This is a genomic window from Anoxybacillus mongoliensis, assembly GCF_014201515.1.
GTDB lineage: Bacteria > Bacillota > Bacilli > Bacillales > Anoxybacillaceae > Anoxybacillus > Anoxybacillus mongoliensis.
Genome location: NZ_JACHEQ010000006.1, coordinates 1 through 22,936, shown reverse-complemented (window position 1 = coordinate 22,936; position 22,936 = coordinate 1). Strand labels below are relative to the sequence as shown.

Sequence of the window (22,936 nt, the reverse complement as noted above, 5' to 3'; positions counted from 1 at the left end):
GAATGCCTTGGAAAAAATCATCGTCCGCGGCGGGAAGCGGTTGAGTGGCACAGTGAAAGTGGAAGGTGCGAAAAACGCTGTGTTACCTGTCATCGCCGCAACATTATTAGCAAGTGAAGGAAAAAGTGTCATTTACGATGTGCCCGAACTCTCCGATGTATATACGATTGGTGAAGTGTTACGTCATTTACAAGCGGACGTAACGGTTGGCAACAACAAAATTGTCGTCGATGCATCCGGAGAGCTGAGTGTTGAAGCTCCATTTGAATATGTACGAAAAATGCGAGCATCTGTATTAGTGATGGGTCCATTGCTTGCACGCAAAGGTCGCGCACGTGTCGCATTACCAGGTGGTTGTGCGATTGGGTCAAGACCAATCGATCAACATTTAAAAGGATTTGAAGCGATGGGTGCGACGGTGAAAATCGGTAACGGTTTCATCGACGCTGAAGTAAATGGAAAATTGCGCGGTGCAAAAATTTATTTAGACTTCCCAAGTGTCGGTGCGACTGAAAATATTATGATGGCTGCTGTATTAGCAGAAGGGACGACCGTCATTGAAAACTGCGCAAAAGAGCCGGAAATTGTCGACTTAGCTAATTTTCTAAATGCGATGGGTGCGAAAGTACGCGGCGCAGGAACAGGAACGATTCGCATTGATGGGGTTACTACATTATATGGTGCCAAACATACAGTTATTCCTGATCGTATTGAAGCCGGAACATTTATGATTGCAGCTGCCATTACAGGCGGAAATGTTCTTGTACAAGGTGCGGTGCCAGAACATTTGACGTCATTAATCGCAAAGCTTGAAGAAATGGGTGTCACCATTATAGAAGAAGACAGCGGCTTGCGCGTCATTGCTCCCGACAAATTGAAAGCAGTTGACGTCAAAACGATGCCACATCCTGGCTTTCCGACTGATATGCAGTCGCAAATGATGGCGCTTCTTATGAAAGCGGAAGGAACAAGCATGGTGACAGAAACGGTATTTGAAAATCGCTTTATGCACGTCGAAGAGTTTCGGCGTATGAACGCTGATATGAAAATTGAAGGGCGTTCCGTTATCATTAACGGTCCATGCCAACTGCAAGGGGCGGAAGTGGCTGCGACGGACTTACGTGCGGCTGCAGCACTTATTTTAGCTGGACTTGTGGCAGAAGGATATACGCGCGTGACCGAACTGAAACATTTAGATCGCGGCTACGTTCGCTTCCATGAAAAATTAGCTGCGTTAGGTGCTGATATTGAACGTGTAAGTGAAGATATCGATACAGTACAAAGACAAATGACAGATGTTGGGTGAATATAAAAAACGACCGTTTGCGGGAGGCGAATGGTCGTTTTTTGCATATATGCTTGTCCCCCTGCATAAAGTGTAACAATGACAAAGGGGGGATTCGATTGCGACAATGGATGATCGCGACAATTGCGTTATTTACACTTATTTTACTCATTCCTGCATTAGTTGTTTTAGCATTTGGGGAAAAGCAAGAGGCACCCCTTCCTGCCCAACCGATGCAAATTCAAGCGCGCGATGAGCCGACAGTAGAAGTAGCTGTATATCGAAGCAAAGAAAAAAAAGTGGAGCGACTTCCGCTAGAACAATATGTCATTGGTGTGGTAGCAGCAGAAATGCCAGCGGAATTTGAAATGGAAGCATTAAAGGCGCAAGCATTGACTGCAAGAACGTACATCGTCAAACAGCTTATATATAATCAGCCCATTCAACTGCCGGAAGGGGCAAACGTCACTGATACGGTCATGCATCAAGTATATTATAACGACGAACAATTAAAAGACATGTGGGGCATCAGTTACGAATGGAAAATAAAAAAAATTAAAGAAGCGGTCGAGGCGACGAAGGGACAGATTTTAACGTACAACAATGAGCCAATTGAAGCGGCCTTTTTCTCAACAAGCAACGGCTATACGGAAAATTCAGAAGCATACTGGCAAAACGCGTTCCCTTATTTAACGAGCGTTGAGAGCCCGTGGGATACACAGTCACCAAAGTTTTACGAACAAGTCACGTTCCCTGTTCGCGAATTTGAACAACGGCTCGGTGTGAAATTACCGAAAGACGGTTCCGTCGGGAAAATACTTGCGCGCACCCCAGGAAAACGTGTCGCTCTTGTTGATATTAACGGCAAGCAGCTTACCGGTCGAGAAGTGCGTGAAAAGTTGCAATTAAAATCGACGGATTTTACATGGACAAGGCAAGGAAATCATATTGTTATTACGACGAAAGGATACGGCCACGGCGTTGGCATGAGTCAATACGGAGCGAATTTTTTAGCCAAACAAGGAAAAACATATAAAGAAATTGTGCGATATTATTACCAAGGGGTACAAATTCACGATCTTTCACTTGTCGCTTCGAAATTTTGAAGCGACAAATTTTTTTGTTTTTATGTGTATAAATGTTCTTCTTTCTGTTCACAATGGTTGCTGAGGTGATGAACATGAAAGAAGAAAACAAAAAAGTTTCAAAGTTGTTCCGTAAACGCTGGGTTGTTCCTTCCATTTATTTGTTAAGTGCAGCGCTCATTTTAACAGGTGTGCTTTGGTTCCAAAGCAAAACAAACGACATCGTGCAACCGCCTGTTGATGAAGCGAAACAAGGTACAGCCGTGAACGAACCAGAGTCTGTACCGGTTCAACAAACAGTTGAACAAATTGCGATGCCTGTCCTTGATCCGAATGCTGTTGAAATCGCTAAACCATTTTACGACTTTAGTGCACCAGCCGAAGAACAAGAAGCTGCTCTCGTCTCTTATAATGATGAATATTATCCGAACAAAGGTGTCGACATCGCGATGAAAAACGGCGAAAGCTTTGATGTGACCGCATCATTAAGTGGAACTGTTGTCAAAGCAGAAAAAGATCCGCTCTTTGGCTACGTCGTTCATATTCAACATGATCGTGGCGTTGTGACGGTATATCAATCATTACAAGACGTACAAGTGAAAACAGGCGATACAGTCAAACAAGGACAAGTCATCGCAAAGGCAGGTACAAGCGAGTTTAATAAAGAAGCAGGCGTCCACGTCCACTTTGAAATTCGGAAAGACGGACAAGCAGTAAACCCTGTCGCTTACTTCGATCAACCGCTTAGCGCATTAGAAAGCAAAGAACAACAGACGGAACAACAAGAAACAAATCAAAACAAAACAAATGAACAACAAAGCGATCCGTCAAGCACTGTTCCAGATGCTTCGATCGGAATGGCAAGAACATGAACAGATGGGCAAAATGCTCATCTGTTCGCTTTTTTATGGAATATATTTTCTTCTTCCCTAATACACTATTACAAACTTGAACAACGAGGGTGTTTGAGGTGAGATGAACGATTAATAGATGACATTGACGATTTTGTTATAAACGAGTAAACGCCACTGCGACAAACGCCTTATGCGTCTCATTTCACACTTCTCACATCCAACTTAGGGAGGGCGAGCAGTGTGCACGATTACATCAAAGAGCGTACAATCAAGATTGGCAAGTACATCGTGGAGACGAGAAAAACCGTTCGCGTCATCGCGAAAGAGTTCGGTGTGTCCAAAAGCACCGTGCATAAAGACTTAACGGAACGGCTCCCGGAAATTAACCCCGAATTAGCGAATGAAGTGAAAGAAATTTTAGATTATCATAAATCCATTCGCCATTTGCGTGGAGGAGAAGCAACGAAGAAAAAATATAAAAAAGAAACGGAGCAAGCGACGTAAATTTCTTGTTCCTCTTGCTCTTTTTTCGGCATCGTTGTGGTAAAATATTTTATTAGGAGAAATGGCAAGGAGGAACATACATGTTTTTAGCAAGAGATATTGGCATCGATCTCGGCACGGCGAACGTGTTGATTTATGTGAAAGGAAAAGGCATTGTATTAAACGAGCCTTCTGTCGTTGCGATTGACCAACATACAAAGCGAGTGTTGGCGGTCGGAGAAGAAGCGCGGCGCATGGTCGGGCGCACACCGGGGCATATTGTCGCCATTCGTCCGTTAAAAGATGGCGTCATTGCAGACTTTGAAATTACGGAAGCGATGCTGAAACATTTTTTAAGCAAGCTCAACTTAAAAGGATGGTTTGCGAAACCGCGCATTTTAATTTGTTGTCCAACGAACATTACATCAGTCGAACGTAAGGCGATTAAAGAAGCAGCCGAAAAAAGCGGCGGCAAAAAAGTGTACTTAGAAGAAGAACCGAAAGTAGCAGCCATTGGCGCTGGAATGGATATTTTCCAACCATCTGGAAATATGGTTATTGACATCGGTGGAGGTACAACGGATGTTGCAGTATTATCGATGGGTGACATCGTCACATCTGCATCGATTAAAGTAGCTGGTGATAAATTTGATCAAGAAATTTTAAACTATATTAAACGAGAATATAAGTTATTAATTGGTGAGCGAACAGCGGAAGAAATTAAAATAAACATCGCTACCGTGTTTCCGAACGCTCGCGATGAAGCAATGGATATTCGCGGTCGCGATTTAGTAACGGGCTTACCAAGAACGATTACCATTCGTTCCGGCGAAATTGAAAAAGCGCTACGCGAAACGGTATATACGATCGTCCAAACAGCAAAAAGCGTCCTTGAGCGCACACCCCCAGAGCTGTCAGCCGATATTATTGACCGCGGCATTTTCTTAACAGGAGGCGGAGCGTTGCTTCATGGCATCGACCAACTGCTTGCGCAAGAATTAAAAGTACCGGTCTTTATTGCGGAAAATCCGATGGATTGCGTCGCAATCGGCACAGGGTTAATGCTCGATAACATCGACAAAGCTCCATATCGTCAACTTGTATAGGTGCCATTGGGAAATGGTACCTATTCGCTTTTTTCCCCTTTTTCTTTTATAATGAAAGTAGTGTGAAAACGATGGAGGGGAGCGTTCTATGTTTCGCGGATTATATACAGCTGCTTCAGGCATGCTTTCTCAGCAACGTCGCATTGAAATGATGACGAACAATATCGCAAACGCCAACACGCCAGGCTATAAAGCCGATCAAGCATCATTACGAGCTTTTCCTGAGATGTTGATGCATCGCATTCAACAAACGACCATTCCGACAGAAAAAAAACTAACATGGCGTGACCGGACATATATTGGCCCGCTATCGACGGGTGTGTACGTACAAGAACTTGTGCCGAACTTTGCTCAGGGCGATATACGCGAAACAGGCAACAATACCGACCTAGCTATTGTTGATGGCACAGGCACGTCATTTTTTACGGTACAAAACGAAACAGGGGACGTTCGTTATACGCGCAACGGTCATTTTACGATCGATGCCGACGGCTTTTTAACGACGACAGACGGCTTGTACGTGCTCGATGAAAACAACAACCGTATTTTCGTCGGGGACGAGCAGTTTACTGTATTAACGGACGGAACGATTACAAAAAATGGCGAACAAATTGCTCGCCTTCGCATCGCCTATGCTGAAAATGTCCAAACGCTTGCGAAAGAAGGAAACGGTTTATTTCGAGCAGAACAACAACTCCCGACTGCTGAGACGTATACGATTCGTCAACAATATATTGAACGTTCAAACGTCGATTTGTCTCGTGCGATGACTGACATGCTTTCGGCTTATCGAGCGTTTGAAGCGAACCAAAAAATTTTACAAGCATACGATAAAAGTATGGACAAAGCGGCGAACGAAATTGGCCGCTTAAAGTAGGAGGACCGTCATGCTTCGTTCAATGATTACTGCCGCCAATACAATGAACCAACTACAACAACAACTAGACGTCATTAGCCATAATATCGCAAACGTCAACACAACCGGGTTTAAAAAGCGCGATGCGGTGTTCGGCGAATTGCTTGCCCAACAGTTTACAAACTTGCCGAAAACAGATGAAGCGCCACGCCTCACGTCAGCAGGTGTTCGTCTCGGTGTCGGCGCAAAAGTAGCGTCAACACATATGCAAATGAAACAAGGTCCGATTGTAAAGACCGACCGTCCACTTGATCTTGCATTGACGAAAGAAGGGCAATTTTTCCGCATTCTTGTCGATGGTGCGATCCAATATACGCGCGACGGTGCGTTTTACTTTAGTCCGTCGGCGGACAATCCGAATGAATTGATGCTTGTGACCGCAGATGGCTATGCAGTCGTAGATGAAAACAACGAACCAATTACGGTGTCGGAAGGATTTAAAGATATTCAAGTCACTCAAAACGGTACGATGCAATTCATTGCGCCAAACGGAAACATCATGCAGACGGTGAATCTCGGAATATCATACGTGACGCGTCCTCAACTGATGCAGGCGCTCGGCGACAATCGTTTTGCTTTTCCAGCTGATGTGAATAATGAAGACGTAACGGTTAATTTAGCAGGCAACAATCGCAACAACATTTCACTACAACAATATGCCCTAGAACAATCGAACGTGGAACTAGCGACCGAAATGAGCGAACTTATGATTACGCAACGGTCATACCAACTTAATGCTCGTGCGATTACATTATCGGATCAAATGATGGGGCTCATTAACGGCATTCGTTCATAGAGGGGAATGTATATGGAGGAAAAACAACAGAAACGCTCGCTTCGCCGTCCGCGTCGCCGTCTTATTCCGATTTGGCTTCGTTTGCTTATCGTCCTTTGTTTGATTACGATTAGCACATTAGCAGGGGCGATGGTTGGCTACGGTATGCTTGGCGGAGGAAACCCGTTCGATGCATTAAAGCCAGCAACGTGGCAACATATTATTGATTTAGTAGAGAAACAGTAGTGGACAGACCACTTCAAAACATGATACATTGAAAACAAGCGGAAGGGAGATCCTTCCGTTTTTTTATAAAGGAGGAATTTATATGCTTGATATTCAACAAATTCAACAAATTATTCCACATCGCTATCCGTTTTTACTCGTTGACCGCATTGTTGAAGTGGAAGAAGGAAAGCGTGCCGTTGGCATCAAAAACGTCAGTGCCAACGAACAATTTTTCGTCGGTCATTTTCCTGAATATCCAGTCATGCCTGGCGTATTAATTGTTGAAGCACTTGCGCAAGTCGGAGCTGTCGCGATGTTAATGAAAGAAGAAAACCGCGGTCGCCTCGCCTTTTTTACCGGCATTGATAACTGCCGATTTAAAAAGCAAGTAAAGCCGGGCGATCAACTTCGTCTTGAAGTCGAGATGGTTCGTTTTAAAGGTGCGATCGGCAAAGGGAAAGGCATCGCCACCGTTGATGGTGAGCTCGTATGCGAAACAGAAATAATGTTTGCGCTCGGTGAAAAATAACGCATAACCGTCTCCTTTCTGGGTATGTTATAGGTGATTACATATAAGACAGAAAGGAGACGAACGATGAAAGCAAAATGGCTACTCAAACTACTTAGCGCGCTCATGGCTATTATGGTTGTGACCGGTTGCAATAACGACGATACCGATAACGATATGAACAATCAAGAAGAAATGCAGCCAGGTGAAGATACAAATGAAGGTGTCGGCGACGATGAAAACGATGCTGTCCCAGATGAAGAAGACGCCGTTGAAGATGCAGAAGACATGAACGATGCTGACAATACGGACGAGTAAACGCAAGAGATTTCCTCTTGCGTTTTTTTATTGCTATACTTCCTATAACACCTAGCAAAGTTATAAAAAAACTTTGTCAATACCCATTTTTTTATGGTACATTAACGGTTGACGATTATTATATGGAGGGTTTTTGTATATGTTAAAACAGCTTCCTCATCGCATGAAAATGAACATCACGCTGTCGATTAAAAAAGTGTTTGAACGATACATGGCAACAATCGGCTGGGACGAAACAAAATACGATGCTGCAGCGTTCATGGAACAATGGCGTCATTATTTATACAATGAAGCGGCATGGTTTAACGAATTAGATGACACGATGAAAGCAAATCCACAATTTCATGAACAACTTGCCGAACGTATTAACGAAATTATCGACCAGCTCGTCAACGAACCTCCAACAGACGATCAAATCGCAGAAATTAACCGCCTCGTTGAACGGCTCGGCATCGACGATTTCCCTTACGGCTGTCGATTAGAAGCAAAATATCATATCGAACGTCTACAACAAGAGCTAAAAAAAAAGAAAAGCTAACGAAACGAGCGAGTGAAAAGCAACGAAAACTGGCAGAAATTTTATACTACCAAGCATATGACCGTCCACTGCCGGAGCGGGAGTATACGGTGGGGGAAATTTACGAGCTCATTGCACAAACGAAGCGAATGATCGAAAAAGAAGAGCATAATGAACAAATGATTCACTAACCGGCAGAACATGGCTCTGTCGGTTTTCTTTTTTTGTGGAAGTAAATTGACAAAAAGGGTAGAAAAACGGAATTGTTTGTCGGTATAATGAAGCTAGTGAAAGTTTTTGTCGAAAATATATGTTTCATAGGAGGACGCCATGGAAGAGACGATTAGCTTACGAGAATTATTTCAAACGTTGCGTAAACGTGCTTGGCTTATTGTGGCGATTACCGTCATCGCGACGATGACAAGCGGCATCGTTAGCTATTTTGTGTTGACGCCAATTTACCAAGCATCAACGCAACTGCTTGTAAACCAAGCGAAAAGTGAACAGCCGATTTACAATATTAGCGAAATTCAAACGAACTTGCAGCTCATTAATACGTATAACGTCATTATGAAAAGTCCAGCCATTCTAGATATTGTCAAAGACGAACTCGATTTGAATATGCCGATTGAAGAGCTCAATGAAAAAATTAATGTAACGAGTGAAAAAGACTCACAAGTAGTTAACGTGACAGTAGAAGACCCTGATCCATATATGGCGGCCGATATTGCCAATACGGTTGCGAGCGTATTTCAACGTGAAATTGTTAAAATTATGAACGTCGATAACGTCAACATTTTAGCGAAGGCAGAAGTAAAAGAACAGCCGGTTCCGGTCAAACCAAAACCGCTATTAAATATGGCGATTGCTTTCGTTGTTGGCATCATGACAGGCGTCGGTTTAGCATTTTTACTTGAATACTTAGATAATACGATTAAAAACGAACAGGACGTCGAGAAGTTGCTTGAGCTACCTGTGCTGGGGGCAGTAACGGTTATTGAAGACGATCAAAATGGTGTTCAAACAATGCAAGCCAAAAAACAAATACGAGGTGAGACGGTTGGTTCTTAAAAAGAAAAAACAAGTGTTCGATCGTACAATGCGCTCGCTCATCACAAAAACAAATCCAAAATCACCAATTTCTGAACAATATCGGACGATTCGCACGAACATTCAATTTTCGGTCGCCGATCGGCCGTTGCGCTCGATTATGGTTACGTCCTCTGCCCCTGCAGAAGGAAAATCGACAACAGTTTCCAATTTAGCGGTCGTTTTTGCCCAACAAGGAAAAAAAGTGCTTCTCATTGATACAGACTTACGTAAACCGACAGTCCATTATACGTTTCGAAAAGATAACTACATCGGTTTAACGAACGTATTAACGAAACAAGCTACACTTCAAACAGCGGTGAAAGAAACGGATGTGGAAAACTTATTCGTTTTAACGAGCGGTCCGATTCCACCAAACCCAGCTGAATTACTTGGTTCAGCTACAATGGAAGATTTACTAGCAGAAGCGTATGATCAGTTTGATGTCGTTCTTTTTGATACACCGCCTGTGTTAGCCGTGACGGATGCCCAAATTTTAGCGAATCAATGCGACGGAACGATTCTCGTCGTTCAGAGCGGAAGGACTGAAATTGAAGCTGCACAAAAGGCAAAAGAACTACTTCTTGCTGCGAAAGGAAAGCTACTAGGTGTCGTTTTAAACCAAAAGAAGCAAAAAGAAAGTAGCTATTATTATTACTACGGTAACAAGTAGACAACATTCGACAAAAAATGTATATTGACCCCTTCTTTTTTCCTATGTTACTATAAATTGTGTGGATAAGATTGTCGAAAAACAAAGAAACTAGTCTGTTTTCAGTAGATACAAAGAAGGAAAGAGGGGTTCGCTTGATTGATATCCATAGTCATATTTTACCGTCGATCGATGACGGAGCGCAAACACTCGCTGATGCAATCGCCATGGCGAAAGCAGCGGTTGCAGAGGGGATTACGACAATCATCGCAACCCCTCATCACCGCAATGGGACGTTTGACAATGATAAACAGTCTGTTATACAACATGTGTATGCGTTAAACGAAGCATTACGAACGCATCGCATACCCCTTTCTATTTTACCAGGGCAAGAAGTGCGCATTCATGGGGAGCTTATCGAGCATTATCGCGATGGCGATATTTTGCCACTTACGGAAACGAAATATGTGCTTGTTGAACTTCCAAACAACCATGTCCCCCGTTATACCGATCAGCTTATTTTTGACATGCAACTGCAAGGACTCGTTCCAATTATTGCGCACCCCGAACGAAATAGCGAGCTTATCGAAAACCCGAATAAGCTATACGATCTTGTGAAAAAAGGGGCGCTGACGCAACTCACGGCTGCAAGTATCGCAGGAAAGTTCGGGAAAAATATTAAAAAGTTTTCAATCCAAATAATTGAAGCGAATTTAGCTCACTTGATCGCGTCTGATGCACATAACATAACGACGCGTGCTTTTCATTTGCGTGAAGCGTACGACGTCATCCAAAAACAGTTCGGCTCTCAAGCTGTTTATGTGTTTCAAGAAAATGCTGAGCTGCTTGTTGCTGGCGAAACTTTGTATAAAGATGCACCGGGACGAATCAAAACGAAAAAGTTTTTCGGTATTTTCTAAGTTTTATATTTTCCTATACGTACCATGGAGTAAATATGTCATGCTGATTTCGAACGTGTCGATGTCAGCTTTCTTTTTTCGTTGATGTTTAGTTTCAGTGGTTACCCTATTCTGCTGCTTCGTTCCCTGCTGTGGCGACGACGGTCTCCTTGTGCGTTTTCCAGCTCCCAGGGATAAGCGAGCCGCTTATGCTTTTCGGAGATGTCTCCTTTCCGTTATCAATGGAGGCACTCGGCCGTGCTGTGGGTGGGGACGATGACGGTCCGACCACCTTAGACGCCTGTCGTCGATGGTGCGGTGTGAGGGTGGGTTAGATGCCCGATTCTAACCTTGTTTTTTATTTATGTCTCTTTTTTGCCATGTTATAATGAGAGAAATGGTAAAGGAGGGATACAAATGAGCCAAGAATTAAAAGCTTTGCTTCGCTCTGTATTGAAGGAAGAACTTCAGCCTGTTCATGAGCGATTAGAACGTGTTGAACAAACACAACAAGAGTTACAACGCGGTCAAAAAGCACTAGAAAAGAGTGTTGCTCAAATCCAGCAAGATGTAACAGAGCTACAAGTAGGTCAGCGAGCACTAGAAAACACAGTTGCTCAAATTCAACAAGACGTTGCACAACTGCAAATGGGTCAACAAGCGTTACAACAAGACGTCGCACAACTGCAAGCGGGTCAACAAGCGTTACAACAAGACGTCGCACAACTGCAAGCGGGTCAACAAGCGTTACAACAAGACGTCGCACAGTTACAAGCAGGTCAACAAGCATTACAACAGGACGTCGCACAGTTACAAGCAGGCCAACAAGCGTTACAACAAGACGTCGCACAATTACAAGCAGGTCAACAAGCATTACAACAAGACGTCGCACAATTACAAGCAGGTCAACAAGCATTACAACAAGACGTCGCACAATTACAAGCAGGTCAACAAGCGTTACAACAAGATGTTGCACAATTACAAGCAGGTCAACACAAGCTAGAAAATGATATGGTCGATATGAAACAATCACTCGGAAATATGGAACGGACGCAAGAAAAGATTCTCGAAGAGCTACGCATATCAAAAAACAACCAAGCATTAGTCATAAATGATTTGACAAGTATAAAAAAATCAATGGATGTGACGGTTGCTTATTTGCAGCGTAGATCTGATGTCATATTTGATAAAATGATTGAACATGAAAAAGAAATTTTAAATTTAAAAACACGCCTACCAAACTAACTCCCCATGGGAGCTATTTTTTTGTACATCGACGTATATGTTATGCATATATAACGTATACGTGGGTGTATAGTTTTGAGAGTGAGGGATGTGTGTGAAAACGGTAAGAAAAGCAATTATTCCAGCTGCAGGGCTCGGCACACGCTTTTTGCCTGCGACAAAAGCGATGCCGAAGGAAATGCTTCCGATCGTCGATAAACCGACGATTCAATACATCGTCGAAGAAGCGATTGAATCAGGCATTGAAGATATTATTATCGTCACAGGAAAAGGAAAGCGTGCCATTGAAGATCATTTCGATCATGCGTTCGAGCTCGAACAAACGTTGTTAAAAAGCAATAAACACGACCTACTAGAAAAAGTAAAAGAACCGTCCAAAGTCGACATTCATTACATTCGTCAAAAAGAGCCGAGAGGACTAGGTCATGCTGTTTGGTGTGCCCGTAAATTTATCGGTGACGAACCGTTTGCTGTCTTATTAGGCGACGACATCGTTCAAGCCGAAACACCGTGTTTAAAACAACTGATGAACGAATTTGAGCAAACGAGAAGCTCCGTCATCGGAGTGAAACAAGTCGCTGACGACGAAACGCACCGTTACGGCATCATCGACCCGATCGACAAAAAAGGACGACGCTACCAAGTGCGCCAATTCGTCGAAAAACCAGCACCAGGCACTGCCCCATCCAACTTAGCCATCATGGGACGGTACATTTTAACGCCAGAAATTTTCATGTTTCTCGAAAAACAAGAAACAGGCGCCGGTGGAGAAATTCAACTGACCGATGCGATTCAAAAACTAAACGAAATCCAACGCGTCTTTGCGTATGAGTTTGAAGGAAAGCGGTATGATGTTGGGGAGAAGCTTGGGTTTATCCAGACGACGATTGAGTTTGCGATGCAAGATAAGGAGTTAAAACAACAGCTTCTTCCGTTTATCGAAAACATATTAAAAGAGGCGAAAATAACTGAATGAAGGGGGATGAAGGGAGTTGGCTCAATCAGGCAATGCTGCCAGTATAAAAGTCCAACAACGATATACACAACAAGTACTCGTTAACGATAAAAAAAGCTATTTAATGACAAAGCGCATCATTGATATCATGGGAGCTTTGGTAGGATTAATCGCCTTATCATGGCTCTTTTTTCTTGTGGCGATATTAATTAAACTAGAGGATCGAAAAGGATCTGTGTTTTTCAAACAAGTTCGGGTTGGAAAAGATGGAAAAGAGTTTTACATGTATAAATTCCGCTCAATGGTGACCGATGCGGAAGCAAAACTACAAGAGCTTTTGAAGTACAACGAAGTATCTGGAGCGATGTTTAAAATGAAAAACGACCCACGCGTCACGAAAATAGGGAAATTTATTCGTAAGACAAGCATTGACGAGCTCCCGCAATTATGGAATGTATTAAAAGGAGACATGAGCCTTGTCGGACCAAGACCACCGCTTCCAAGAGAAGTAGCGCAGTATACGGAATATGATAAACAGCGGCTACTTGTGACCCCAGGGTGTACGGGGCTATGGCAGGTGAGTGGGAGAAATGATTTAGGATTTCATGATATGGTAGAGTTGGACTTACTATATATCCGTGAACGTTCATTGTTATACGATTTAAAAATTATTATTAAGACAATTAAAGTAATGATTAAACCAAATAGTGCTTATTAAACAGTGAAGAGAGGTTAGTAGAATGCAAAAAGTATGTGTTATCGGTTTAGGGTACATTGGTTTACCAACGGCTGCTTTGTTGGCAAATAGGGGATTTGAAGTGCATGGTGTTGATATAAATCAAAAAGCTGTTGAGATGATAAACAGTGGAAAGATACATATTTATGAACCTGATTTGGATAAAATGGTGCACAATGCTGTTATTAATGGTAGTTTAAAGGCATCTGCTTTACCTGAAAAAGCAGACATTTTTATTATTGCTGTTCCAACGCCTTTTAAAGAAAATTATAAGCCAGATTTGACCTACGTGGAACAAGCCACAAGATCTATTTCTCCTTACTTAGAACCAGGAAATATTGTTATTTTAGAATCGACAAGTCCTGTTGGAACAACAGAGAAAGTGGTAGAATGGATTTTAGCAGAGAGACAAGATTTGAGCATTGATGAAAATCGTGAGAGCCGTATATTTGTTTCTCATTGTCCAGAGCGAGTTCTCCCAGGGAAAATTTTAAAAGAGTTAATTGAGAATGATCGTATTATTGGTGGAATTAATGAGGAATCAACGAAAAGAACAGTTGAATTCTATAAGAATTTTGTGAAAGGTAAAATATTAGAGACAAATGCGAGAACAGCAGAGTTATCTAAACTAACAGAGAATGCGTTCCGAGATGTAAATATTGCGTTTGCCAATGAACTATCTATGATTTGTGATGAACTAAACATTGATGTATGGGAATTAATTAACTTAGCAAATCATCATCCACGTGTAAATATTTTACAGCCAGGGCCTGGAGTAGGCGGACACTGCATAGCGATCGACCCTTGGTTTATCGTGGATGCAGCTCCTGAAACAGCGAGATTAATTCAAACAGCCCGTATGGTAAATGACTCCAAACCTTATTTTGTTATTGAAAAAATTAAAGAAGCAACGAAAAATCTGCAAAACCCAACAATTGCATGCTTAGGTTTAGCGTTTAAGGCAAACGTTGATGATTTGCGAGAGAGCCCAGCGGTGAAAATTGTAAAAGAATTATCTGCTATTTATGATCAAACTATATATGTAGCTGAGCCGCATATTGAAGAGCTTCCAAAAGATTTACTAGAATTCAATGTTCGACTTGTAAAAACAGAGGATGCACTTGAGAGGGCTGATGTAGTTGTCTTATTAGTGGATCATGATTATTTTAAAGTAATAGATAAGAAAGCACTATCGAATAAAATTGTTATTGACACGCGTGGGGTGCTCCCAATAACAAGTAATATAGAGGTATCGACGACAATTTAGGAGGAAATATGGGAGAGCTAACACGAAAGATACAAAATTTAAGAAAACTGCCAATCGATAAAGCTTTAAAGAAAATTGCAATTAAATTATATGAAATACCTTATTACAAGATAAGAAAAGAAATAATTAAGCTTAAGCCAATTGATATAGATGATAAATATTTTAATAATTTTAAACCTAATTGTGTTTTTTTCTTTAATATTACAGATAAACAATTATTAGTAGAGAAAATTAAACAGCTAAACATTGAAAAACAAATTATTAACGATGCTAATAAAATCTGTTCCCATATATTTAACCTATTAGGTTCAGGCGATATATATCTTGGAAAGCAGCTGCCTTGGAATACAGACTTTAAAACAAACTTTGTTTGGGAAAACAAGTTTTATAAAGACATTAAAATAGTAGACTTGTCAAACAATGCAGATGTTAAAGTTCCTTGGGAATTATCTCGTTTTCAACATCTGTTTACGTTAGGTAAGGCTTATTGGTTAACTAACGATGAAAAATATGCCATAGAGTTTAAAGAAGAAATAGAAGATTGGATAGAAAAAAATCCGGTTGAGATGTCAGTCAATTGGACTTGTACAATGGATGTTGCAATAAGGGCTGTCAATTGGATTGCAGCTTATTTCTTTTTTAAAGATGCTCAATCCATAGATAAGAGCTTTTGGATTAAATTCCATAAGTCTCTATATCTACACGGTCGATTTATTATTAAAAACTTAGAAAATAAAGGACCACATACCGGAAATCATTACTTATCTAATATTGTCGGACTAGTTTGGCTTGGTCTTTATTTTGGTTCATTTATTGTAAATGATCGAAATAAGAGCAACAATCCTAAAAAGTGGCTTGACTATGGACTTAGTGAATTAGAAAAAGAAATGTTTGTTCAAAATAATCCAGATGGTACAAATTACGAAGCCTCTACTTCTTATCATCGATTGGTAACAGAATTATTTTTAAAGACTACGGTGCTATGTAATAAGAACAATATATATTTCACTAAGGATTACATGGCTAGGTTGGAAAAAATGTGTGAATTTATTATGAATATCACTAAGCCAAATGGATTAGCTCCAATCATTGGTGACGCTGATGATGGTAGGTTATTAATTTTATCTAATTATAGCACATGGATAAGAAACGATTTCCGCCATTTACTAGGTATAGCAGGAGAGCTATTTGATCGAGATGACTTCCGGTATTATGGAAAAGACTATATTGAGGATACGCTATGGATTTACCAAAACTATAAAGACAATGTAGAAAAGCCTGAACCATTAACATCCATTGCTTATAAAGACGGAGGATATTATATTTTAAGAAATGATCAGGTTTATTGTTGTATTAGATGTGGAGAACTTTCATTCAGAGGAGATGGAGTCCACAGTCATAATGATCAGTTAAGTTTTGAACTCAACGTAGACGGGGAGGATTTCATTATTGATCCTGGCTCGTATGTCTATACTGCTGACTACAAAATGAGAAACCTTTTTCGTAGTACAGAAATGCACAATACGGTGCAAGTAGAGAAATTTGAACAAAATGATTTTGAAGAATATAACTTGTTTTATATGAAGGAGCAAACATATGCTAAAAACCACGGATTTAACATGAACTTTTTTGAGGGGACGCATATAGGATTTAAAGAAAAGTGCAATATTATTCATAAACGAACTGTATTATTAGAGGAAAATAGTGTTTTAATAAAAGATCAGTTAATTGGGGATACAAATAAAAATGCTCAACTCACGTTAATCTTATCTCCAGATGTAGAGGTCAAACTAAGTGAAAATAAAGTTGTACTTGAAAAAGGAAGTATATGTATTAAATTTGATTATATGCGAGATCTCAAAACAGATAATTGTTGGGTTTCGAATTCATATGGTTATAAGCAATCGAGCAAAAAGATAACCATACCTTTTAGCAAGGAACTTTCAATTAAAATAACTATTGGAAATAAAAGATAAAATGAATTGGATGGAGAGTTTATGATAAAAAAAATAGCTTTATTTGGAACTTATCCTCCTCCCTACGGTGGCCGATCAATTCATATAAAAAGATTGGCAAAGAATTTAGTAGACCAAAATGTTGAAGTTCATATATATTCCAATACAGGAGTTTTAAATAAGAAAAGAAAAGGGCTTAAATTACGCAAAACAAAAAGCATATTATTTTATATTTTAAAAGAAAAATATGATATTTTACATTTTCACGATAGAAATTTTAAGTTAATTGCTATACTTGTCTTTCTATCAAAAATCCTTAAATATAAAACGATTTTAACTTATCATAGCTTTAGAGACGATCCACAGTCTTATAATCTTATAGAAAAGTTACTTTTTAAATACTGTATTAAACGAATTGACCAATTTATATGTGTTGGCTCGAATGAAAAAGAAAAATTAAGTCAATTTGTTTCTAATTCAAAAATTAAATTCATCCATAGCTATATGCATCCTTTTGAAGACGAAGGGGATTATAATTTAATACCAGATAATGTAAAAAAGTTTATTCAAAATAGCAACTTTTTAATTACTGCCAATGGAAATATAAAGTTTTTTAATAATGAGGATATGTATGGTTTTGATTTATTAATAGAACTGCTAAATTACTTAGTTAATCATAAAGGTTATAATGTACAATTGCTACTAGCAGTCCTTGGGGTAAATGAACAGACTAAGGATGAAAAAGAATATTACAACCTCCTTCAGAAAAAAATTCAACAGTATAAACTCAATAAATATATTTGTGTTTATGAAGTAAAAGATACAGAGTTATTTCCAATATTAAAAAGATCAAAATTATTTGTAAGACCAACAAATACAGATAGTTATGGAATTTCGATAGCTGAGGCAATCTATGCGGGTATTCCAGCTATAGCAAGTAATGTATGTGAAAGACCCGAAGGGACAGTATTATTTGAATCGAGAAATATAGATGATTTATGTAGTAAAACGCTGGATATAATAGATAATTATGAATATTCCAAGCGAAAGATTAATAACTTTAAATCTGAAGAGTGTTTTAATTCCATTTTTTCTCTGTATAAACGAATATATGATGATATTAAAGATATGAGAGAGGATTAGAGTGGTACATATAAAAGAACGTCTTTTATCACTTTTAGGAATTGCTCGGAGAATAGGATTTTTTCATCTTTTATCTGCAAATCTACTAATCCAAATAGCTGGCTTTGGAGGACAGATATTTTTAACAAGGATATTAAGTGTTGAGGATATTGGAGTAATAAAAATTTTACAATCTTATTTGAATATATTTCTAATAATTGCATCGTTAGGAATAAATACATCTATTTTGAAGTTATGTTCAGAGGATATTGAAGATAAAGAGAAAATAAACATTTTTAATATCGGATTTATTTTGACCATATTCAGCTCTTTTAGTTTAATCATATTAATTTTAGCTATTGAGCATTTTTCATTATTAAATATTGATAGTACTATTAATAAGCTCTTGAAAATATATATCTTCTTAGTTCCAATATTAACTCTAATAAATTTAATTATTGTTTATTTACAGGCACAGCAAAAAATAAAACAAATGTCTTATATCCAAAGCTTATCAAAGATTATTATAATTATATTTAGTACATTATGTGCATATTTATCAGGATTACATGGTTATATATGGTCTTTAGTTATTTTAAACTTTATTTCATTGTTAATGACCGTTCCTTTTATTAAAAATGAATTAGTATCAATTTTTTCTATTAAAATCTCGACAGGAATTGTAAAGAGGATCTTTAATATTGCGTTTTTTGCATTTGGTGCTAATTTATTAGGTGTCTTATTATTAAACATAAATATAATTATGGCAAATCACCTAATAAATGACACTGAAGAAATTGGATATTATGGTATAGCACAATTAATTGTTACAACAATGATGTTGATACCATCTACTCTAGGACAAATTATGGTACCAAAAATCTCAAAGGTCTCTAATAATATAAGGAATGTTCAAGATATTCTTAGGATTTATCAAGTGCGTAATACATTTCTCGCAGTTTCGGTAGCAGTATTAGCAGCAATATCTGCTCCATTCATTCTCCCTTTTGTTTTTGGTATTAGTTATCAGAATTCAGTTGTTTATTTTGAAATACTATTAATAGGATTTGTATGTTGGAGTCTATATTCTCCCAAGGGAATGACACTAATGAGCATCGGGAGATCAGATCTAAATTTTTATGTTAGTTTAATTGCTCTTATGTTTAACATTATTTTGAATTATATACTAATAAATAATTATGGCATGTATGGCGCAGCTATTGCAAATTCTTTTACTTATTTTGTGACAATTTTTATAAATGCTTATTTCTTTAATAAAATTTTTAAAGCAAAAGGGAAGGTGTAGCTACTTGTCTTTTTAATAGAGCTTCCTTTTGAAGCCCAGCTCAAAGAGAGGTTCTTCGGTGGCGAAAAACCGCTCTGGTGAGCGGCATTAAATCAGAGGGAACAATGCATCGAAAAAGGGAAAAAATGGATTCTCGAAACGATGGTGAAAGCGGCTGCGCTCCGTCCTGTTCCGAGCGATGATCCCCCCTGATCCGCCACAATGAGGCGTTTCTTACGTTGTATGAATATGGCACGATCCGGTCGGTGAATCCGCTGTGCAAAAAGCGGTCGATCATGGTGTTATGCGGCAAGCTGCTCAAGGTGCTGTTTACGATTTGCACGAAGCAGCAGGCGTTTGACGGGGTGCGAATGATGCAGGACGTCTTCACCCATGTCTAGGACCGGGTAATGCCCCCCTTTGGCATAAAATGGCATTCTCTTGGCAACAGGATGACACCGGAGAATCTGGCGCAGTGGATTCCATTCGACCTTGAGTCCCTTGAGGAGCTTAGCCGACCTCTGCCTGATGAAGAGATCGAACGAGGGAATGTTGGTACAAGGATGCCCAGAGACATGGGAGGGTTCGTCCTCATCAGCGACGCAGAGGTCCAAGGGTGCATTGAATACGCTTCTCTCGTTGCAGTAAAAAATACCCAGCAGTAGCCGCGAAGTTCACCCAAGGTCTGTAAGATATCCACAAAACTGAAAAAGGTGTAAGGAATTTTGTCGAAAAATATTTTTTTTGGTACCCTTGAAGGGTCACAAAGCCTTGATACATCAATATTTCTAGAGGGAGACATTTTTATATGAATCATGTCTTAGATATGCATTACGCTAAAGAAAAAGGTGTTAAATTAAACTATACGGTTATTTTCGTGTTATCTTTATTTTTCTTTAATGAGACAATAAGAAGTATTTTTAGTGTAAAATATGGATGGGTTAACTATTTGTTTTTGATTTTTGGTTTTTTATTTGTGACTCGTTCTCTTTTTCTGAAAAGTAATGCTCGCTTTGTTCTTCTCTTTGTAGTGACCACCTTTTCAGCTACTGTTTTAACAAATACTTTTTTTCTAAATAGAGGTGTTGGCTACTTTTTGATGACTATTTCAAACTTTTTACTACCGCTTTTTCTGTTAAGTGCAAAAATAGATGAAGAAGATGCATTAGTTTCATTACGTATATTCCTTAAATTTTTTAATGTATTTATCATTATATTATTGGGGTTAGGGATTTTTGATTATCTCAGTCATAGCTCTATTCAATTATTATTAGCGCAGACTTTATTCCGTCAAAATGAGTTAGGTGATCTAATTTTATTAGAACACAGTTGGGGAATATATAGATATTATTCCATCTTTGGGCACCCTTTAACAAACGCAAAGTATTTTCTAATATTTTTTATCATGAATAGTATATATGCAAAATATAATGATAAACTTATGATTAATGGATATCTTTTATCTATAGTGACTATCTTGGGATTATTATTAAGCGGGAGTAAGACAGCGTTAGTTTTAGGAGTATTTTTAATAATTTTTTTAAATCCGATCAAAAAAAACAAATGGTTTTATGTCATATCAGTAATTTTGGTTGCTGTTTCTTTTCTAAATACTTCACTTTTCCAAGATAATCTCAAGCAAAGATTTATACAAGGGATAGAATCTGGAGACATAACAACAGGACGGAATGAATTATTGAAGTTATGGATTAAAAAGGATATAGAAAAACCCTCTTTGTTTATAGGAGGAGGAGCTGATTATTCGAGGGAAATTGTAAAAAAAATAAATGGAAATATCAATAGCTTTGAATACCCATTCATAATGTTAGCTTATGACTATGGTATATTAGGAATGTTAACTATTTACTTTTGTATATTTATATATCCTATTTTTTCCTTAATTAAAAATAAAAAATATTATATTTTGATGCTTTTCTTGGTATTATCTCTAATGATTAATACAAATAATGGGATAGCTAATTTAGGCTCTGATTCCTTATCATCCTTCTGTTTTATAACGTTAATAATAATGAATTTAGGGAGTGGACCGTTAAAAAAGAAACATAGTAAAAAAATTCGAATCGTATGGTAACTATATAAAGCACCTTGAAAAATTAACTTTTTCATCACGCTGCACACCCTATGTTAAAGCCGATGATAAAATCCCCAATATAGCCCAATAAAGTTAAGTCCATATAATTGTGTAAAAAGGAAAATAGAAAAAGAGCCATGTTGCTTCCCCTTGTAACTATTCAGCCACATCATAAAGTGAGCTGAATATTTTCTTCTTTCCTTGTCTATGATGTGAATACTGATAGACAAGGAGGTGGATCGCATGTTGACGGTACAACAAGCTGTATTTACAGTTGAGAGCTTAATCGGCAAAGTTCAACAACAAAAACAGCTCATTCATCAATCGGTTCAAGAAAATGAACATTTGCGCCACGAAATCAAACAACTACGCAAAGAAAATGGACAACTGAAATATCGCGTTCAAGAGCTGGAAGCACGCACGAAAAAAACAGCTCCAATAGCCATTTGCCCCCATCTTCTGACCGTTTTCACACCCATTCTTCTCGCAAGCCATCTGGCAACAAGCCAGGCGGACAAGAAGGACATCAAGGAACGACGCTCCGTCAAGTGGAACATCCACATCATCGTGTCGTCCACCGTGTGCATACGTGTCAAGGATGTGGGGCTTCTTTGCGTGAAGTCAAACCGTTCAAAGTCGATATCCGTCAAGTGTTTGATGTCCCTCCTGTGGCGATCGAGGTGACACAACATGAACGTGAAGTGAAATCGTGTCCACCTGCATGTCGATGAAACGAGTTTGCGCATCAATGGGAAACTCGCATGGGTGCATGTCGTGTGTACATCGAGATATACATACTTGGCTCCTCACGTTTCTCGCGGAAAGAAAGCGACCGATGATATCGGGATTCTTCTCCGATATGAAGGGACGATGATGCACGATGCGTTCGGTACATATCCGAAATACACACAAGCCACTCATGCCCTTTGTCACGCCCATCATTTGCGTGAATTGAAGGGCTTCATCGAACAAGGGCATACGTGGGCGATGCGCATGACCACGTTTCTGTTGGTCGCCAAGCAAGCCGTCGAAGCCCATCACGGTGCACTTTCCGAAGAAGAAACGAGACGGTGGGAACGAGTGTATGATCGCATCCTAGAAAGAGCACAACACCGATTGGAAGCGAAGATGCCTCTTCCGAAAAAAGCACTCGCTTTTGTTCGACGCCTTCAAAAACGAAAGGAAGAAGCACTGCGTTTCTTACGTGAAGTACATGTTCCCTTCGACAACAACCAAGCCGAACGCGATCTTCGCATGGTTAAAGTCAAAGAGAACATTTCGGGTACGTTTCGCGAAGAAACATTCGCCCAGTCTTTTTGTATCACAAGAAGCATCGTGTCCACACTGACGAAACACGAAAAAAACGTGTGGGATTCGTTATGTCTTCTGTTGACAGGCGAAACGCTCGATCGTGTTCTTTCTACCACTTAGGGCATTTTCTATTACGGGGATGCCCTATTTGTGTTGCGCTGATGTTAGTCTAGATTATAGACACAACGAATAGAGAAATGTACAGTAAATCTATCAATGATGAGGAGTGTCTATAATGACAAGACGTTTTGAT

22 protein-coding genes and 2 pseudogenes are annotated in these 22,936 nt (G+C 39.3%); all 24 read left to right on the top strand.

Annotated elements, in window-relative coordinates; all coding sequences use genetic code 11:
• The first annotated feature begins 7 nt into the window (after positions 1–7).
• The 24 genes and pseudogenes from murA (at position 8) to tnpC (ending at position 22,803) form a co-directional block, all read left to right on the top strand.
• Positions 8–1,306 (top strand): UDP-N-acetylglucosamine 1-carboxyvinyltransferase, encoded by a 1,299-nt coding sequence (gene murA, locus HNR43_RS06840; RefSeq protein ID WP_183242457.1) that lies wholly within the window; start codon positions 8–10, stop codon positions 1,304–1,306.
• 98 nt (positions 1,307–1,404) lie between these two features.
• Positions 1,405–2,391 carry a stage II sporulation protein D gene (gene spoIID / locus HNR43_RS06835; RefSeq protein ID WP_183242454.1) on the top strand — a complete coding sequence of 329 codons (987 nt, stop codon included), beginning with the start codon at positions 1,405–1,407 and terminating at the stop codon, positions 2,389–2,391.
• Between the two features lie 74 nt (positions 2,392–2,465).
• Entirely contained in the window at positions 2,466–3,242 is a 777-nt protein-coding gene (spoIIQ, locus tag HNR43_RS06830) for a stage II sporulation protein SpoIIQ (protein ID WP_246346270.1), read from the top strand.
• Positions 3,243–3,464: 222 nt separating this feature from the next.
• Positions 3,465–3,728, top strand: a complete 264-nt coding sequence (spoIIID, locus tag HNR43_RS06825; protein WP_003396966.1) for a sporulation transcriptional regulator SpoIIID — start codon at positions 3,465–3,467, stop codon at positions 3,726–3,728.
• 80 nt (positions 3,729–3,808) lie between these two features.
• Positions 3,809–4,813 carry a rod shape-determining protein gene (gene mreB, locus HNR43_RS06820; protein ID WP_183242450.1) on the top strand — a complete coding sequence of 335 codons (1,005 nt, stop codon included), beginning with the start codon at positions 3,809–3,811 and terminating at the stop codon, positions 4,811–4,813.
• An 88-nt stretch (positions 4,814–4,901) separates the two neighbouring features.
• Positions 4,902–5,690 carry a flagellar basal-body rod protein FlgF gene (gene flgF / locus HNR43_RS06815; RefSeq protein WP_183242448.1) on the top strand — a complete coding sequence of 263 codons (789 nt, stop codon included), beginning with the start codon at positions 4,902–4,904 and terminating at the stop codon, positions 5,688–5,690.
• Between the two features lie 10 nt (positions 5,691–5,700).
• Positions 5,701–6,525 carry a flagellar hook-basal body protein gene (locus HNR43_RS06810; protein ID WP_183242446.1) on the top strand — a complete coding sequence of 275 codons (825 nt, stop codon included), beginning with the start codon at positions 5,701–5,703 and terminating at the stop codon, positions 6,523–6,525.
• 12 nt (positions 6,526–6,537) lie between these two features.
• Positions 6,538–6,750 (top strand): DNA-directed RNA polymerase subunit beta, encoded by a 213-nt coding sequence (locus HNR43_RS06805; RefSeq protein WP_183242444.1) that lies wholly within the window; start codon positions 6,538–6,540, stop codon positions 6,748–6,750.
• Between the two features lie 82 nt (positions 6,751–6,832).
• Positions 6,833–7,261, top strand: coding sequence for a 3-hydroxyacyl-ACP dehydratase FabZ (gene fabZ / locus HNR43_RS06800; RefSeq protein WP_183242442.1), 429 nt, complete (start codon positions 6,833–6,835; stop codon positions 7,259–7,261).
• A gap of 66 nt (positions 7,262–7,327) precedes the next feature.
• Positions 7,328–7,558 carry a hypothetical protein gene (locus HNR43_RS06795; protein ID WP_183242440.1) on the top strand — a complete coding sequence of 77 codons (231 nt, stop codon included), beginning with the start codon at positions 7,328–7,330 and terminating at the stop codon, positions 7,556–7,558.
• 139 nt (positions 7,559–7,697) lie between these two features.
• Positions 7,698–8,096 carry a hypothetical protein gene (locus HNR43_RS06790; RefSeq protein WP_183242438.1) on the top strand — a complete coding sequence of 133 codons (399 nt, stop codon included), beginning with the start codon at positions 7,698–7,700 and terminating at the stop codon, positions 8,094–8,096.
• 309 nt (positions 8,097–8,405) lie between these two features.
• Positions 8,406–9,146 (top strand): YveK family protein, encoded by a 741-nt coding sequence (locus tag HNR43_RS06785; RefSeq protein WP_183242436.1) that lies wholly within the window; start codon positions 8,406–8,408, stop codon positions 9,144–9,146.
• Positions 9,136–9,837: a CpsD/CapB family tyrosine-protein kinase gene (locus HNR43_RS06780; RefSeq protein WP_425486528.1), complete on the top strand. Its 702-nt coding sequence runs from the start codon at positions 9,136–9,138 to the stop codon at positions 9,835–9,837. Before HNR43_RS06785 ends, HNR43_RS06780 begins: the two co-directional genes overlap by 11 nt.
• Positions 9,838–9,971: 134 nt before the next feature.
• Entirely contained in the window at positions 9,972–10,736 is a 765-nt protein-coding gene (locus HNR43_RS06775) for a tyrosine-protein phosphatase (protein ID WP_183242434.1), read from the top strand.
• 396 nt (positions 10,737–11,132) lie between these two features.
• The gene (locus tag HNR43_RS06770; RefSeq protein WP_183242433.1) at positions 11,133–11,960 is read left to right on the top strand and encodes a coiled-coil domain-containing protein; all 828 of its coding nucleotides are present in this window, start codon (positions 11,133–11,135) and stop codon (positions 11,958–11,960) included.
• Positions 11,961–12,054: 94 nt separating this feature from the next.
• Positions 12,055–12,936: a UTP--glucose-1-phosphate uridylyltransferase GalU gene (gene galU / locus HNR43_RS06765; RefSeq protein ID WP_183242431.1), complete on the top strand. Its 882-nt coding sequence runs from the start codon at positions 12,055–12,057 to the stop codon at positions 12,934–12,936.
• Between the two features lie 16 nt (positions 12,937–12,952).
• Positions 12,953–13,633: a sugar transferase gene (locus HNR43_RS06760; protein WP_246346269.1), complete on the top strand. Its 681-nt coding sequence runs from the start codon at positions 12,953–12,955 to the stop codon at positions 13,631–13,633.
• 22 nt (positions 13,634–13,655) lie between these two features.
• Positions 13,656–14,918 (top strand): UDP-N-acetyl-D-mannosamine dehydrogenase, encoded by a 1,263-nt coding sequence (gene wecC, locus HNR43_RS06755; protein ID WP_183242429.1) that lies wholly within the window; start codon positions 13,656–13,658, stop codon positions 14,916–14,918.
• A gap of 8 nt (positions 14,919–14,926) precedes the next feature.
• On the top strand, positions 14,927–16,894 hold the full coding sequence (locus tag HNR43_RS06750; protein WP_183242428.1) for an alginate lyase family protein: 1,968 nt from the start codon (positions 14,927–14,929) through the stop codon (positions 16,892–16,894).
• A gap of 6 nt (positions 16,895–16,900) precedes the next feature.
• Positions 16,901–18,016 (top strand): glycosyltransferase family 4 protein, encoded by a 1,116-nt coding sequence (locus tag HNR43_RS06745; protein WP_183242427.1) that lies wholly within the window; start codon positions 16,901–16,903, stop codon positions 18,014–18,016.
• Position 18,017: 1 nt separating this feature from the next.
• Entirely contained in the window at positions 18,018–19,301 is a 1,284-nt protein-coding gene (locus tag HNR43_RS06740) for an oligosaccharide flippase family protein (RefSeq protein ID WP_183242426.1), read from the top strand.
• 148 nt (positions 19,302–19,449) lie between these two features.
• A pseudogene (locus HNR43_RS14155) lies at positions 19,450–19,681 on the top strand (IS110 family RNA-guided transposase); the annotation flags it as partial.
• Positions 19,682–20,088: 407 nt separating this feature from the next.
• Complete coding sequence (locus HNR43_RS06730; RefSeq protein WP_183242423.1) at positions 20,089–21,372, top strand: hypothetical protein; 1,284 nt, start codon at positions 20,089–20,091, stop codon at positions 21,370–21,372.
• 243 nt (positions 21,373–21,615) lie between these two features.
• A pseudogene (gene tnpC, locus HNR43_RS06725) lies at positions 21,616–22,803 on the top strand (IS66 family transposase).
• The last annotated feature ends 133 nt before the right edge of the window (positions 22,804–22,936 follow it).

Excerpts from the sequence above, each read along its gene's own strand:
- spoIIQ (WP_246346270.1), top strand. The coding sequence starts at position 2,466 with ATGAAAGAAGAAAACAAAAAAGTTTCAAAGTTGTTCCGTAAACGCTGG.
- mreB (WP_183242450.1), top strand. The coding sequence starts at position 3,809 with ATGTTTTTAGCAAGAGATATTGGCATCGATCTCGGCACGGCGAACGTG.
- flgF (WP_183242448.1), top strand. The coding sequence starts at position 4,902 with ATGTTTCGCGGATTATATACAGCTGCTTCAGGCATGCTTTCTCAGCAA.
- HNR43_RS06810 (WP_183242446.1), top strand. The coding sequence starts at position 5,701 with ATGCTTCGTTCAATGATTACTGCCGCCAATACAATGAACCAACTACAA.
- HNR43_RS06805 (WP_183242444.1), top strand. The coding sequence starts at position 6,538 with ATGGAGGAAAAACAACAGAAACGCTCGCTTCGCCGTCCGCGTCGCCGT.
- fabZ (WP_183242442.1), top strand. The coding sequence starts at position 6,833 with ATGCTTGATATTCAACAAATTCAACAAATTATTCCACATCGCTATCCG.
- HNR43_RS06795 (WP_183242440.1), top strand. The coding sequence starts at position 7,328 with ATGAAAGCAAAATGGCTACTCAAACTACTTAGCGCGCTCATGGCTATT.
- HNR43_RS06790 (WP_183242438.1), top strand. The coding sequence starts at position 7,698 with ATGTTAAAACAGCTTCCTCATCGCATGAAAATGAACATCACGCTGTCG.
- HNR43_RS06785 (WP_183242436.1), top strand. The coding sequence starts at position 8,406 with ATGGAAGAGACGATTAGCTTACGAGAATTATTTCAAACGTTGCGTAAA.
- HNR43_RS06770 (WP_183242433.1), top strand. The coding sequence starts at position 11,133 with ATGAGCCAAGAATTAAAAGCTTTGCTTCGCTCTGTATTGAAGGAAGAA.
- wecC (WP_183242429.1), top strand. The coding sequence starts at position 13,656 with ATGCAAAAAGTATGTGTTATCGGTTTAGGGTACATTGGTTTACCAACG.
- HNR43_RS06750 (WP_183242428.1), top strand. The coding sequence starts at position 14,927 with ATGGGAGAGCTAACACGAAAGATACAAAATTTAAGAAAACTGCCAATC.
- HNR43_RS06730 (WP_183242423.1), top strand. The coding sequence starts at position 20,089 with ATGAATCATGTCTTAGATATGCATTACGCTAAAGAAAAAGGTGTTAAA.